This window comes from Herbidospora sp. NBRC 101105, from assembly GCF_030269205.1.
GTDB lineage: Bacteria > Actinomycetota > Actinomycetes > Streptosporangiales > Streptosporangiaceae > Herbidospora > Herbidospora solisilvae.
Map to the genome: position 1 here is coordinate 335,231 of NZ_BSSX01000007.1, position 12,605 is coordinate 347,835.

Below are 12,605 nucleotides of genomic sequence, written 5' to 3' on the forward strand. Positions count from 1 at the left end.
GTGTCGCACGGTCTGACCGAGCTCGGTGACGACTACCTGCGCGATCCGTACGGCGCCTACCGGGCGCTCCGGGCCGAGGGGCCGGTCGTCCAGGTCGTGATGCCCAACGGGATCCGCATGTGGCTGATCACCCGCTACGACGACGCCCGCGAGGCCCTGGCCGATCCCCGGCTCCGCAAGGACGCCGCCGCTCTCCGCGAGGGGCTCCAGCGGGCCGTCACCACGCCGGACGCCCGCGTCCAGCCCGCCGAGCTGGCCTCGCACATGCTCAACAGCGATCCGCCCGACCACACCCGGCTGCGGCGGCTGGTCAGCAAGGCGTTCACGCCCCGGGCGGTCGAGCGGCTCCGGCCCCGGGTCGAGGAGATCGCCGCCGGGCTGCTCGACCGGATGGACGGCGAGGTCGATCTGATCGACGCCTTCGCCTACCCGCTGCCGATGACGGTCATCTGCGAACTGCTCGGGGTGCCCGAACGTGACCGCGACGACCTGCGGGCGCACCTGCGGGAGCTGCTGGCGCGGCCCTTCCGCGCCGGAGACGACCCCACCGAGCGCGACCGCAGCGTCGCGGGGCTGGTCGAGCGGTTCTCGGCGCTCATCGAGGAGAAGCGGGCCGCGCCGGGCGACGACATCCTGACCGGGCTGGTGCAGGCCCGCGACCACGACGACAGGCTCGACGACGTCGAGCTGATCTCGACCTGCTTCCTGCTGTTCCTGGCCGGGCACGAGACCACGGTCAACCTGATCGGCAACGCCGTGCTCGCCCTGCTCACCCACCCCGACCAGCGGGCCGAGCTGCTCGGGAACCCCGAGGTGATCGACCGGGCGGTCGAGGAGTTCCTCCGGTACGACGGCCCGCTCAACTTCGCGCCGCAGCGGGTGACCGGGGAGGAGGTCACCATCGCCGGGGTGGCCATCCCGGCGGGCGAGCTGGTCGCGGTGGCCATCTCGGCGGCCGACCGCGACCCGGCGGAGTTCCGCGAGCCCGACCGGCTCGACCTCACCCGCGACGACGGCCCCCACCTGGCCTTCGGGCACGGCATCCACTACTGCCTGGGGGCGCCGCTGGCCCGGCTGGAGGCGCGGATCGCGCTGGCGCGGTTGTTCGAGCGTTTCCCGGAGCTGAGCCTGGCCGTGCCGGCGGAGGACCTGCGGTGGCGGCCGCTGCCGCTGCTGCGCGCCCTCGACCGGCTACCGGTACGACTCGGGCCAGACGCAGGGTGAGGTCGCGGCCAGATAGATGTGGTCGCCGGAACCCCAGGTCAGCGCGAGGATGAACTTGTCGGGCTCGGTGACCCCGCTGAGGTCGGGGTCGCCGGGGTCGGCGTTCTTGGCGATGACCTGGAAACCCTGCTCCTTCCAGTAGTCGGCGACCTGGCGGGAGACCACCATGTGCTGGTTGCGGTCGACGCCGCGCAGCCAGTAGGCCCGGCTGACCACGATCTTCTGCAGCGACTCGCTCTTGTCGAGGCAGGCCGTCGGGGTGACCGACACCGGGATGAGTTCGAGCTGCGGCGGCGGCGTCAGCGCCCCCGCCGTGTCGCGGACCAGCTTCTCCACCCGGTCGGTCGCCCGGATCTGGGTCAGTTCGTCGTCGTCCGACATGCCACATCCCGTGAGGGTGAGAAGGAACCAGAACACGAGCGCGGTCTTCATCGGGGCGCCGATCCGTTGACGATGGTGGCCACGTCGCGGAGGGCGGCCGACTCCGGCCGCCAGTCACCGTCGCCCTGTTCGAGGAGGATCACGTCGTCGGCCAGCCCGGCCCACCCGGCCAGGGCCCGGTGGACGGTCAGCGCGCCGTCGCCGTGCCCGATCAGCACGCTCCTGGCCGTCGCCGACGGCGTGTGGGCGGCCCGCAGGCCCAGGCAGAACGCGGTCAGCGCCTGGCCGCCCAGGGCGGCGTTGCGGTCGGGGGTGAAGGCGCCGAAGTCGACCAGCGGGGTGTCGTAGCCGTCCCAGGTGACGCAGGCCACCGGGGTGCCCGCCATCGTCGAGGCCTGCCGCCACAACAACTGGGCGCGGGTGACGCTGGTCGTCGCGCCGGCGAGGCCGGTGTTCAGGCCGTGGACGAAGATCACGGTGGTCTGCGCGGTGTCGGGGTCGCCCCACGAGACGGTGAGCCGTCCCTGGCCGGAGACGTCGAAGCCGAGCAGCATCGGGTCGGGGTAGCCGGGCACCGGGGCGGTCACCGACTTGATCGTCTCCAGGCGTTTGAGCTGGATGTTCACCCGGTCCCAGCTGCGCGGCAGGTCGCGGTCGGACTGCCACATCACCGACGCGCCGAGCCGGTGGAGGTCGTGGGTGAGCAGGCCGTGCTCGACCCGGAGGAACTCCCGGTTGGCGGAGTCGCGCACCACCGCCGGCAGGCCGTGCAGGCCGCCGAAGGCGGGCAGGCCCAGGGAGGTCGCCTGGACCGCCGGACGCTGCAGCGTCCACCAGGCGCCGACCCGGGCCCCGAGACCGGGGGAGGCGCAGCGGTGCTGGAGGCCCAGCAGGGCGTCGACGGCCGCCGGGTCGCCGGCGGCGACCCGCGTGAGCAGGGGTCCGGCGCCGGCCTCGTCGCCGGCGTGGGCGCCGAAAACGCCGTAGGCGGCCAGGGCGGCGGGCAGGGTCTCACCGGGAGGCAGCTCGACCAGCCGGGCGCGGATGTCCCTGGCCTGTTCGCCCGACCAGAACGCGATGTCGGCGATGACCCGGGCCGGACGGTCGGACATCCCGGCCGCCGACAGCTCCTGTGACAGGAACACGGCCATCTCCTCCAGATTTCGGGAGGCGGCGCACAATTCACCGGCGAGGGTCGGCAGCACGTTCCGGGAGAAACCCGCGAACGCGCCTTTCGGGCGGGGGAGCCGGGGTATTCCGGCCGCGAGTTCGGGCGTACCGGAAAAAAGGGAAATCGATTCGGAGAGGGCCGCGTGGAGGGTGGTGCGCTGCTCGGTGAGCAGTTCGGCGAATGCCGAGGCGCCACCGCCGGTCCAGGCGATGGCGTGCACCAGGCGGGTCGCCTGATCGAGTGCCGTGTGGTGCTCGGCGGCGATGGCGGTGACCCGTTCGAGGGAGGCAGTCTGGTCCACCATGACCGAGACAGGATCGCAGTCCGCTTTGCTCCTGGTCAGGCGCTTGTCGCTTCACCCACATTCATCCGAATAATCCGCGCTAAGATCGTCGCTTTGCGCCCAGAAAAGGGATGAATGACATGTCGAAATCGTTGGTTGCGGCAATTGTCGGCATTTATGGCGTGGTGCTGGCCTACTTCGCGATCACCGGCGAGGTCCGGGCGCTGCACGCCGTGGCGACCATGAACGGCTGGTGGGACGAGGACGCCGGCGGGTGGGCGCTGATCCCCGGCCTCGTCGTGATCGGCGCGCTGCACGGCTGCCTGCTCTGGGCCCTGCTGCGCATGCCGCCGCTCACCGTGCACCGGGGGCTGCGCCAGGCCCTCATCGCGCTGGCACTGTGCGACACCCTGCTGTGGACGGTGCTGGCGGAGCTGCCCGACCTCCTGTCCACGCTGATCCCGATCGCCTTGATCGTCGCCGTGGTGGTCCTGCTGCCCGACGTGTTCCCGGAGCTGCCCTGGCAGGTGCGGATCGTGCTGATGATCCTCGGACTGATCGGCTGGCTGCTGAGCCCGCCGCTCACGACCATCCTGGTCGTCTGGTGGGGGCTGGTCCTGACGCTCCAGTTCTTCGACGGGCGGTGGAGCCTCGCCACCCTGGCGGCCGGGCTGCTCGCCGCCGCGACCACGCTGCTGGGGCAGATCGTGCCGATGCCGCCCGGGATCCTCGTCGACGGCGACCCCGACTGGACGGCCTACGAGGTCCTGCTCGACGCCACGCTGGTGGCCGACGCGCTCTGGATGGTGCTCACCGCCCGGGAGCTGACGACGGTCTCCCCACTGCTGCCGGTGGTGACTCCGCATAGAAGTCGATCACTCGCACCTCGGCCGTTCTCCCGAGCGGCCGGGTGACGGTGATCGGCTCGCGCAGGGTGACGCGGGTGTTGGTCTGCGACCCGACCGGCACGATCAGCCGTTCGCCGTCGACCTTCAGCGACGACTCGTAGCCGCGGACCGTGCCGGTGCTCTCGACGAGTTCGACCGGCACCCGCACGTCGAGGTAGTGGCCCAGCCGGACGCGCAGCTCGGCGCCGGTCACCACATGGGGCCTGACCACACCCGACGCGATCATGCCGGCCACCATGACCGACCCGTAGACGCCCAGGGCCAGCAGCGGGACTCGCACCGCCTCGGGCACGCCGAGCCCCCGCAGCAGCAGCTCCACGCCGACGGTCTCGACGACCTGGACGACGAGGAAGACCGTGAGGAGCGGGTTCTGCGCCTTCGCGTAGGGCACCGCCACCGCCCCGGCCGGCACGTCGGGCCGCCGCAGCAACCACCGGCCGACCGACACGAGCCCGTCGACCTCGAACCGCAACAGTCGCACGATCACCGGTTCCGCTCCCTCGCCATCGCCATGACCTGGTGGAAGACCGCCGCCTGGGCGGGGAGGATCTCGACTCCGAGCTCGCCGAGCCAGCGTTCCCCGCTCTCCTCGCCGAGCCCGCCCAGCATCGACGCGGGCAGGGCACGCAGCAGGTCGGCGGCCAGCGCGGCCACCCGGGGGTCGTCGGGCGCGGCGTCGTGGAGGGCGTCGAGACGGGCGTAGAGGTCGGCCGCGCCCTCGACCATGGGACCCAGTTCGGCCAGCACCTCGGGCGGGAGCAGCGACATCATCTCCCGGTCGAACTTGGCGAAGCCCTCGCCGGGCAGCGCGCCCAGCACGTCGGCCATCTCCGGAGAGACCACCGCGTCGGCGCTCAGATCACCCTCGATCGCCAGCAACCTGGACAGGCGCGCTCGTTTCGCCGCGATGGCCTGCTGCTCGCGGGCCAGGTCGGCGTCGAGCTCCAGCAGCACCTCGCGCAGCTCCCGGCCCTCGTCGTCGGCCAGCACGTCGCGGATCTCGTCGAGCGACAGGCCGAGCTCGGCCAGCCGCCGGATGCGGGCCAGCACGACCGCGTCGCGCAACCGGTAGTCGCGGTAGCCGTTGGCCCGCCGGGTGGGCTCGGCCAGCAGGCCCGTGTGGTGGTAGTGCCGGATGGTCCGGGTGGAGACCCCGGCGATCTCGGCGAGTTCCCCGATCCGCATGCCTCCGATTAGAAACGTTGCCGCTACGTCATGGTCAACAGCGGGGTGATCGCGGTCGTCGCCGAGTGCTGGAAGACGACCAGGGTCCGGAAGCCGACCACCTCCTTGCGCTTGGCCAGGTGGTCGATGAGGAAGCCGTGCAGGCGCTCGTTGTCCTGGACGGCCACCCGGATCAGGAAGTCGTCGCCGCCCGCCACGACCAGCACCTCCAGCACCTCGGGCCGGGACGAGGCGAAGTCGTGGAAGCTGTTGATGACGGTCCGGCTCGACGGCCTGACCTGCGCCGCCACGATCGCCTGCACGCTCCGGCCGATCTTCGACAGGTCGAGCCGGGCGTGGTAGCCGGTGATGACGCCGCGCTCGTGGAGGCCGCGGACCCGCTCCAGGCAGGTCGAGGCGGCGATGCCGACCCGCCGGGCCAGCTCCCGGTTCGACTGCCGTGCGTCGAGCTGCAATTGGGCGATGATCGCCGAATCTATGTCGTCCAAATCCATGAATTGGACCCTAGCGCCGATCATACGTTCGGTTGGGACGCTTGAGCGCCAGATGAATGTCTAGAGTCGTCGGCGTTGAGCAATCGATTGAACGGAGTTCACCGATGGAGACCAAACTTGTCATGGTGCTCCGCGACGACCTGCCCGCCGGCCTGGCCGTGAACGCCGCCGCCGTGCTGGCCCTCAGCCTCGGCGACGCGCTGACCGAATGGCTCGGCTCCGACGGCAAGGACGCCGACGGCAACGTCCACCCCGGCCTCAACACCCATCCGGTGCCGGTCCTGACGGCCTCCGGCGACACGCTGCGCGAGCTGCACGACGCCGTGCCGGAGGAGGTGCGGGTGGTCGGCTTCACCGAGGTCGCCCGGCGGGCCCGCGAGTACGGCGAGTACCTGCGGATCCTGGCGGAGACCCCGGCGGCCGAGATCGACTACGTCGGCCTGGTCGTCTTCGGGCCGAAGGCGCCGGTCACGAAGCTGACCCGGCGCCTGGCCCTGATGCGTTAGTTCGGGTTCCTCGCGTGGGTCAGCGTCTCCCACGCCACGAACAGGTAGTTCGTGCCGGCCGGGCGCTGGCGCTCGGTCAGCGTCTGGGTGTTGGTCATCGCGATGCCCATGCGGGTGTTCAGCGCGTTGAAGCCCACCTCGGTCACCGGGCCGAGGCCCAGCTTGAGCGAGCCGCCGCAGAGCCACGAGGGGACGGCGGTGCCGAGCTGATACTTGGCGTGCAGGCCCAGCGCGTGCCGGAGCCGGTCGGCGAGCTCGGGATAGAGGTCCTGGCCCTGGATGCGGCTGGTCTCGGCGACGTGGGAGATGGCGCTGATGCCGTAGCCGGTGTGGGTGAAGTCGCGGCAGGTCTCCTGGCTCAGGCCGTCGACGAAGGTGGTCTGGCCGTGCCAGAAGTTCACCAGCTCGGCGTAGGTGTCGACGCTGCCCACCGGCGGATACTTCGGCTGGGGGCCGTCGGCGGCGACGTACAGGAAGGCCGCCGCGCGGGCCCGGAAGCGGGCGACGGCGCGGTCGTAGACGGCCTTGTCCTCCAGGAAGACGGCGATGCCGATGGCCGCCTCCATCATCGACAACTCCCAGTTGCCGTTGCTGGAGGAGCCGTTGACCACCTCGGGCAGGTAGACGTCGCGCAGCATGGTGGCGAACCGCTGCATGTTCGGCCAGCCGCCGGTGTAGGTGTACCTGATGATCTCCGCGGCCCTCGGCCACGTGGAGGCGGCCCAGGCCGACTGGAGCGGGGCGTTGCTGTTGGTGTGGTCGCGCAGCACGGCCGACCAGGCGTCCATGATCGAGATCGCCTTGGTCGCGTAGCGCGCGTCACCGGTGATGTACCAGCGCAGTGCCAGCGTGTACGCGGCCAGCGCGTCCTGCCGTTCGTCGGTGCAGCCGATGTTCGGGTTGGAGTAGGAGCCGCACTCGACCACCGCGCGCGGCGTCGGGTTGCGGGTCAGCGAGGCGAACGGCGAGGCCGCCATCTGGTCGAACGCGGCCTTCCACGGCTGGGCGTTCGCCGCGACCCGGCCTTTGACGAAGTCGAGCTGGGCCCGGCTGACCATGACGCCCGGATGGGCGAACACGGCGGGGGCGGCCTGGGCGGGCGTGGCGACGAGGGCGGACAAGAGCACCAGGAGTGCGCATAACGAGCGTGCCATCGGCAGACTCCGTACAGAAAAGAGACGGGTGGGACGAGCGCTCTTGAGCGCTCATCAAACACAGTCCTGACTGTCCGGGTCAATATGGTTAGGAAAGTTTCCTAAGAAATCGAGGCATGAAGAAGGCCCCGGGAGGCTTCAGGCCTGCCCGGGGCCGGGTTGGAAGCGGGGCGTCCGCTTGCTCATGGTGGTCTCCTCCCTAGGCGAGCACCTTCGCGACGAAGTCGTCGAGGTTCAGCACCAGTCGGGCGACCCTGTCCTCCAGCGACAGCGTCTCCGAGCCCGACAGCCGGTCGGTGGCCTTCTTGCCCCGGACGTACAGGGAGCACGCCAGGTCGGAGCACAGGTAGGCGCCGACCGTGTTGCCCTGCCGCCCGGCCGCCCCGACGCGGGGCGCCACGAACAGCGCCACGCCGGTGCCGCCGTGGGAGGTCACGCAGACCGAGCAGACGGTCGTCTTGACGACACTGCGCTTGACGCCCTGCGGGAAGCGCATGACGATGCCCGTCAGCTTCCCGCCGTGCTCGGCGACCAGATAGCCCCGCTCGGGGGACTGCGGGTCGCGCCAGCCGAGGAAGTCGAGCGACTCCCAGTCGAGCTCACGCAGGTCGCGCGGGAGGTTGAGGCGGGAGGCCTCACCCTTGGAACAGTTCACGAACGAGGCACGTATCTCTCGTTCTACCAGCGGAATCACCCGGTGACGCTACCCCGCCCCGCAGGGTGTTTCACCTGATTTTTCACCGCCGGACCACCTCGATGTGCTCCGGCACCGTGATCCGGTAGCTGACCGAGCAGCCCAGGCAGCCGCCGGAGTCGATGGTCAGGGTCTGGCCGTCCCACGACTGCGACAGGTTAGGCCGGTCGCGGGCCCACACGGTCTCGCGTTCGATGATCACGCGGTCGCCCGTGCCGTGCTGGACGTGGATCGGGACGCCCGGGCCGCTGCGGTCGACCAGCACGAACCGCTGCGCGTAGAGGAGGTATTCGTCGCGGACGGTCTCGGTCGTGCGGGTGTCGACCAGCGCCATCGGGACACCCGGCTCGTCGAGCGCGGCCGTGGCGAAGCCCGCCGCGCCGAACACCAGGATCGCGGTGGTCAGGACCCCGCCGGCGATCCGCCAGCGCAGCCGCGCCGCCCCGTTCACGACACCCTCAGGAAACGGAGCACGGCCAGCACGCGCCGGTGGTCCTTGTCGTCGCCGGACAGGTCGAGCTTGGCGAAGATGTTGTTGATGTGTTTGCCCACGGCGCTCTCCGAGACCGACAGGGCCTCGGCGATGCCGGTGTTGGAGCGGCCTTCGGCGATCAAGGCCAGCACCTCCTTCTCTCGGCGGGTCAGACGGTCGAGCGGGTCGCTGTGGCGGCGGACCAGGAGCTGGGCGACCACCTCGGGGTCGAGGGCGGTGCCGCCCGCCGCGACCCGGCGCAGCGCGTCGAGGAACTCGGGCACGTCGGCCACCCGGTCTTTCAGCAGGTAGCCGACCCCGGTGGTGGTCGTGGACAACAGGGTGGCGGCGTAGCGCTCCTCGACGTACTGCGAGAGCACCACGATCGACAGGTCGGGCCACTGCCGCCGCAGCACCAGGGCGGCGCGCAGGCCCTCGTCGGTGTGGGACGGTGGCATGCGCACGTCGGTCACGACCAGGTCGGGCCGGTGTTCCTCGGCGGCGCGCAGCAGCCCCTCGGCGTCTTCGACGGCCGCCACGACCTCCATGCCGGCCGACCGGAACACCCAGACGAGGCCCTCGCGCAGCAGCACCGAGTCTTCGGCGAGCACTACCCGCACGGCAGATCGGCCCGGATCGTGGTCGGCCCGCCCTCGGGGCTGAGGATCGTGATCACCCCGTCGACGGAGCCGGCCCGCTGGATCAGGCCGCGCAGGCCCGAGCCCTCGGCGGGGTCGGCGCCGCCCCGGCCGTCGTCGAGCACCTCGACGATCAGCCGGTCGCCCTCTCGCCGCACGGTCACGAACGCCTCGTGGGCCTGGGCGTGTTTGGCGACGTTGGTCAGCGCCTCGGACACCACGAAGAACGCCACCGCCTCGATCGTCGGCGACGGCCGCCGGTCGACGTCGACCGTCAGCCGCACCGGCACCGGGGACCGCGCGGCCACCCCCGACAGCGCCGCGTCGAGGCCCTGCTCGTCGAGCACCGCCGGGTGGAGCCCGCGCACCAGGTCGCGCAGCTCCTTCAGCGCCAGCTTCGCCTCGTCGTGGGCCTGCGCGATCACCTGCCGGGCCGGTTCGGGCAGGTCGGTGAGGGTGGTGCGGGCCATGCCGAGGTTCATCGCCAGCCACACCAGCCGGCGCTGGGCGCCGTCGTGGAGGTCGCGCTCCATCCGGCGGCGCTCGGCGTCGGCGGCGTCGATCACCTCGGCGCGGCTCTCGCGCAGGCTCTCGACCCGTTCGGTCAGCACGTCGGCGGCGCTCGGGCCCAGCAGCGACACGGCGGCCACCTCGTCGACCGAGCAGATCAGCCGCGCCGCCCACGGCCCGGCCACCGCCAGCGCCCCCGCGAGGATCAGCACCAGCCAGCCCTCGCCCTCGACGGTGCCCCGGTCGGTCCAGTAGCCGATGGCCACCGCGAGGGAGGCCAGGGCCCCCGACCAGGCCACGATCATGGCGAACAGCCCGACCCCGGTGATGAGGGGGGCGAGCAGGTGGTAGGCGAGCTGCCGCCAGGTGCGGGGGTCGCGGATCTCGGCGTAGAGGAACCTGATGGGGTTCCGGGTGCCCGGCCGGCGCCGGGCCGCCGGGATCTCGACCGACAGGAACGCCGCGAAGCGCCCACGCTGCAGCCCGGTCAGCTTCGGCAGCAGCCAGAACATCAGCGGCAGCGCGACGAGCGGGACCACGATCGTCCAGATGAAGATGATCGAGACGGCCGCCAGGCCGCCGATCACGGCCAGCGCCAGCAGCGCGACCGGGGCGCCGGTCACCACGTGTGCGGTGCGCAGCCAGGCCGGGGCGGCCCAGTGGGACCGCAGCCGGTCCCAGGGGGTGAGCGTCTGGGTGAGGGCCATGGGGACAACCGTAGAGACCAGGTGGGGTGGTCACCATCCACGAGGCATCCGGGAAAAAGGTGGTGCTGGCACCACCCCGGCGACGCCGATGTGGCGGGCGTCGGGGATGAGTGAAAGAGTGGGGAATGTGGAGGATCATCGTCGTGCCGCCGAGCGTGTCCGCCAGGACCAGCGGCAGCGCGCCGCCCACCCGGCCGAACGCCGCTACGCCGCCGCCCATCATCTGGCGCACCTGGCGGAGTGGAGCGGCGGGGTGGACCTCCGCGAGGCCGCGCGGGCCGTTCTGGAGAGAGAGCGCGAATTGACGGCGGAAGACGACGGCGAGCCCGGTCTGTCGGGCCGCACCTTCCAGGTGACCGCCCACCGGCGTGGGGGCGACGTGGTCATCGTGGTCCGGGGCGAGATCGACGCCCTGGCCGAACCGGCGTTCCACGACTACGTCCGGGAGCGTTCGGGCGAACGCGTGGTGTTCGACCTCGCGGGCCTGACCTTCATCGACAGCGCGGGCCTCCAGGTTCTCCTCGACGCCCACCGCCGGGGGCCGGCCGCCTACTGCGGCCTGACCCCCCGGGTGGCCCGCCTGTTCGATCTCCTGGGCCTGCGCACCCGGCTGAAGGTCTACGACTCGGTCGACGACGCCTTCGCCCGGTAGCGGGCTCAGCCCTGCCGCAGCACCTCCTCAAGGGCGTCCCGGTAGCGTCGCGCGTCCCGTTCCGGCAGGCCCTTGTAGACGCGCAGCACGACGTTCCCCAACTGGTAGGTGTGCGCCGGGGCCTCCCCGGAGTGCTCGGCCGCCGCGGCCGTGTCCGCGAAGACCTGGACCAGCCCGCCGGTCGCGAGGTCGGCCGGGCCGCCGCCCGGACCCGTGGCGGCGATCGCGTCGGCCTGGAACGAGGCGCCGCTGACGCCCTCCTCCTGGTAGGTCGCGCCGAGGTGCGCCTCCACACCGTGTTCGGACAGTCCCCTGACGACGTCCGCGGCACTCAGGCCGGTGTGGAGGGGGCTCGGAAGAGCGGTGGAGCCGCAGGCGGTGACGACGAGCGCGATGGCGGCGTAGCCGAGGAATCGGATCACGTCACAGGCATACAGGCCGGGCGCGTCCGCCGCAGCCGGATCGCCGCGTTCCGGCGCGAAGGGAAAAGCCCCGTGACCGCCGTCACGGGGCTTCTCCGGCCGGGTCACACCGGGTCACACGGGGCAGGTGCTGCGGTACTCCTCGATCGCCAGGCCGCTCGGGCCGGGGCAGATGAACTGGCTGTAGCGGGTGTCCTCGTCGACCCAGCGCTTGAGCCAGGCGACGAACTGCTTGGCGAACGGGGTGTTGGTGGTCTGCGGGAAGAAGTGGCTGGCGCCGTTCAGTTCCAGGTACGCCTTCTCCGTCTGGGAGATGCTGTTGTAGAACGGGCTGGCGTGCGACGTCGGGGAGGCGACGCTGTCGCTCTCGCCGGCCACGATCAGGGTCGGAACCCGGACCGAACCCCAGGTCTTGTCGAGGTTCCACGGCGCGATCGGCACGGCGGCCTTCAGCGACGGCCGGTCCTCGGCGGCGTGGAGGGTGCCGCCGCCGCCCATCGAGTGGCCGGCCACCGCCAGGCGGTTGCGGTCGATGCGGCTGCGTACCGTGGTGGAGCTGCTGTTGACCAGGTAGTCGAGGGCGGCCAGGAGCTGGCTGCCGCGGCTTGCGGGCTGGTCGAGGGTCGAGTTGGTCTCGATGCCGATGACGACGAAGCCGTGCGAGGCGATGCGCGGGCCTAACCACTCCAGGCTCGACCACCGGGCGGTGTAGCCGGGGGAGATCGCGATCGCGCCGAAGGTGCCCTGGCTGGTGTCGGTCGGGTAGTAGATCGTGCCGCCGCCGAAGCCGGAGACGAGGGAGGAGACGCTCGTGGTGGCGACGGAGAAGGGGCCGCGCGAGGCCTCCAGGATCGCGCTGGTCGGGTTCGGGCCGCGCTCGAACCCGGCGGCCTGCGCCGAGGGGGCGAGGGTGACGGCGGTCCCGGTCGCCAGGGTGAACGCGAGGGCGGCGGTGGCGAAGCGGGACAGTCGGGAGGAGAAGTGGGGTCGCAAGGGGGTGTCTCCCGGTTCTCGGAAGGGCCGCTGGTGTTGCGGGCACGTTTCCGGCTCCGCACGACGGCCCTGTCGGAATTGCTGACTGCGCCATAGTCAGGAGCGAACCGGGGGCCGCGCATCGGCGAAATCACCGGTCGGGCGACGCCGGATGCGGGCATGAAAAAAGGAGCTATCCTGGTGAGTCGCAGCCTTTGCGCCGCACAAATCA

16 protein-coding genes are annotated in these 12,605 nt (G+C 71.4%); 4 read left to right on the forward strand and 12 right to left on the reverse strand.

Annotated elements, in window-relative coordinates; genetic code table 11:
• Window positions 1-1,224, forward strand: a complete 1,224-nt coding sequence (locus QSK34_RS28280) for a cytochrome P450 family protein (protein WP_285588348.1) — start codon at window positions 1-3, stop codon at window positions 1,222-1,224.
• Here the strand turns inward: QSK34_RS28280 and QSK34_RS28285 are convergent.
• Together QSK34_RS28285 and QSK34_RS28290 are read right to left on the reverse strand one after the other, a co-directional pair.
• The gene (locus QSK34_RS28285; protein ID WP_285588349.1) at window positions 1,192-1,656 is read right to left on the reverse strand and encodes a hypothetical protein; all 465 of its coding nucleotides are present in this window, start codon (window positions 1,654-1,656) and stop codon (window positions 1,192-1,194) included. The genes QSK34_RS28280 and QSK34_RS28285 overlap by 33 nt on opposite strands.
• The gene (locus QSK34_RS28290; RefSeq protein ID WP_285588350.1) at window positions 1,653-3,080 is read right to left on the reverse strand and encodes an alpha/beta hydrolase; all 1,428 of its coding nucleotides are present in this window, start codon (window positions 3,078-3,080) and stop codon (window positions 1,653-1,655) included. Before QSK34_RS28290 ends, QSK34_RS28285 begins: the two co-directional genes overlap by 4 nt.
• Before the next feature lie 161 nt (window positions 3,081-3,241).
• On the opposite strand from QSK34_RS28290, the gene QSK34_RS28295 reads away from it, so the two are divergent.
• On the forward strand, window positions 3,242-3,973 hold the full coding sequence (locus QSK34_RS28295; protein ID WP_285588351.1) for a hypothetical protein: 732 nt from the start codon (window positions 3,242-3,244) through the stop codon (window positions 3,971-3,973).
• On the opposite strand, the gene QSK34_RS28300 is transcribed toward QSK34_RS28295, so the two are convergent.
• From QSK34_RS28300 to QSK34_RS28310, 3 genes are read right to left on the reverse strand one after another with little or no spacing between them, the layout of a single operon-like run.
• Window positions 3,870-4,454 (reverse strand): hypothetical protein, encoded by a 585-nt coding sequence (locus tag QSK34_RS28300; RefSeq protein ID WP_285588352.1) that lies wholly within the window; start codon window positions 4,452-4,454, stop codon window positions 3,870-3,872. The genes QSK34_RS28295 and QSK34_RS28300 overlap by 104 nt on opposite strands.
• On the reverse strand, window positions 4,451-5,152 hold the full coding sequence (locus QSK34_RS28305; protein WP_285588353.1) for a helix-turn-helix domain-containing protein: 702 nt from the start codon (window positions 5,150-5,152) through the stop codon (window positions 4,451-4,453). The genes QSK34_RS28300 and QSK34_RS28305 overlap by 4 nt, the downstream gene beginning before the upstream one ends.
• Window positions 5,153-5,175: 23 nt before the next feature.
• Window positions 5,176-5,646, reverse strand: a complete 471-nt coding sequence (locus tag QSK34_RS28310) for an Lrp/AsnC family transcriptional regulator (protein WP_202610461.1) — start codon at window positions 5,644-5,646, stop codon at window positions 5,176-5,178.
• 104 nt (window positions 5,647-5,750) lie between these two features.
• Here QSK34_RS28310 and QSK34_RS28315 point away from each other — a divergent pair, with 104 nt between their 5' ends.
• Entirely contained in the window at window positions 5,751-6,152 is a 402-nt protein-coding gene (locus tag QSK34_RS28315; protein ID WP_285588356.1) for a DUF2000 domain-containing protein, read from the forward strand.
• On the opposite strand, the gene QSK34_RS28320 is transcribed toward QSK34_RS28315, so the two are convergent.
• The 5 genes from QSK34_RS28320 to QSK34_RS28340 form a co-directional block, all read right to left on the reverse strand.
• A complete protein-coding gene (locus tag QSK34_RS28320; RefSeq protein ID WP_285588357.1) occupies window positions 6,149-7,306 on the reverse strand; it encodes an alginate lyase family protein in 1,158 nt (385 codons plus the stop codon). The genes QSK34_RS28315 and QSK34_RS28320 overlap by 4 nt on opposite strands.
• A gap of 199 nt (window positions 7,307-7,505) precedes the next feature.
• On the reverse strand, window positions 7,506-8,000 hold the full coding sequence (locus tag QSK34_RS28325) for an FBP domain-containing protein (protein ID WP_285588358.1): 495 nt from the start codon (window positions 7,998-8,000) through the stop codon (window positions 7,506-7,508).
• A 43-nt stretch (window positions 8,001-8,043) separates the two neighbouring features.
• Window positions 8,044-8,451, reverse strand: a complete 408-nt coding sequence (locus QSK34_RS28330) for a hypothetical protein (RefSeq protein ID WP_285588360.1) — start codon at window positions 8,449-8,451, stop codon at window positions 8,044-8,046.
• Complete coding sequence (locus QSK34_RS28335; RefSeq protein ID WP_285588363.1) at window positions 8,448-9,092, reverse strand: response regulator; 645 nt, start codon at window positions 9,090-9,092, stop codon at window positions 8,448-8,450. The genes QSK34_RS28330 and QSK34_RS28335 overlap by 4 nt, the downstream gene beginning before the upstream one ends.
• On the reverse strand, window positions 9,083-10,327 hold the full coding sequence (locus QSK34_RS28340; protein ID WP_285588365.1) for a sensor histidine kinase: 1,245 nt from the start codon (window positions 10,325-10,327) through the stop codon (window positions 9,083-9,085). The genes QSK34_RS28335 and QSK34_RS28340 overlap by 10 nt, the downstream gene beginning before the upstream one ends.
• Before the next feature lie 127 nt (window positions 10,328-10,454).
• Here QSK34_RS28340 and QSK34_RS28345 point away from each other — a divergent pair, with 127 nt between their 5' ends.
• Window positions 10,455-10,979, forward strand: a complete 525-nt coding sequence (locus tag QSK34_RS28345) for an STAS domain-containing protein (RefSeq protein ID WP_161481980.1) — start codon at window positions 10,455-10,457, stop codon at window positions 10,977-10,979.
• Window positions 10,980-10,984: 5 nt separating this feature from the next.
• Here the strand turns inward: QSK34_RS28345 and QSK34_RS28350 are convergent, their stop codons facing one another.
• A complete protein-coding gene (locus QSK34_RS28350; RefSeq protein ID WP_285588369.1) occupies window positions 10,985-11,401 on the reverse strand; it encodes a hypothetical protein in 417 nt (138 codons plus the stop codon).
• Between the two features lie 114 nt (window positions 11,402-11,515).
• Window positions 11,516-12,394 carry an alpha/beta hydrolase family protein gene (locus QSK34_RS28355; protein ID WP_407929418.1) on the reverse strand — a complete coding sequence of 293 codons (879 nt, stop codon included), beginning with the start codon at window positions 12,392-12,394 and terminating at the stop codon, window positions 11,516-11,518.
• Window positions 12,395-12,605 lie beyond the last annotated feature (211 nt).

What these genes read in the sequence shown, in the direction of transcription:
- QSK34_RS28285 (WP_285588349.1), bottom strand. Translation starts at nt 1,656, where the DNA reads ATGAAGACCGCGCTCGTGTTCTGGTTCCTTCTCACCCTCACGGGATGT.
- QSK34_RS28290 (WP_285588350.1), bottom strand. Translation starts at nt 3,080, where the DNA reads ATGGTGGACCAGACTGCCTCCCTCGAACGGGTCACCGCCATCGCCGCC.
- QSK34_RS28305 (WP_285588353.1), bottom strand. Translation starts at nt 5,152, where the DNA reads ATGCGGATCGGGGAACTCGCCGAGATCGCCGGGGTCTCCACCCGGACC.
- QSK34_RS28310 (WP_202610461.1), bottom strand. Translation starts at nt 5,646, where the DNA reads ATGGATTTGGACGACATAGATTCGGCGATCATCGCCCAATTGCAGCTC.
- QSK34_RS28315 (WP_285588356.1), top strand. Translation starts at nt 5,751, where the DNA reads ATGGAGACCAAACTTGTCATGGTGCTCCGCGACGACCTGCCCGCCGGC.
- QSK34_RS28320 (WP_285588357.1), bottom strand. Translation starts at nt 7,306, where the DNA reads ATGGCACGCTCGTTATGCGCACTCCTGGTGCTCTTGTCCGCCCTCGTC.
- QSK34_RS28340 (WP_285588365.1), bottom strand. Translation starts at nt 10,327, where the DNA reads ATGGCCCTCACCCAGACGCTCACCCCCTGGGACCGGCTGCGGTCCCAC.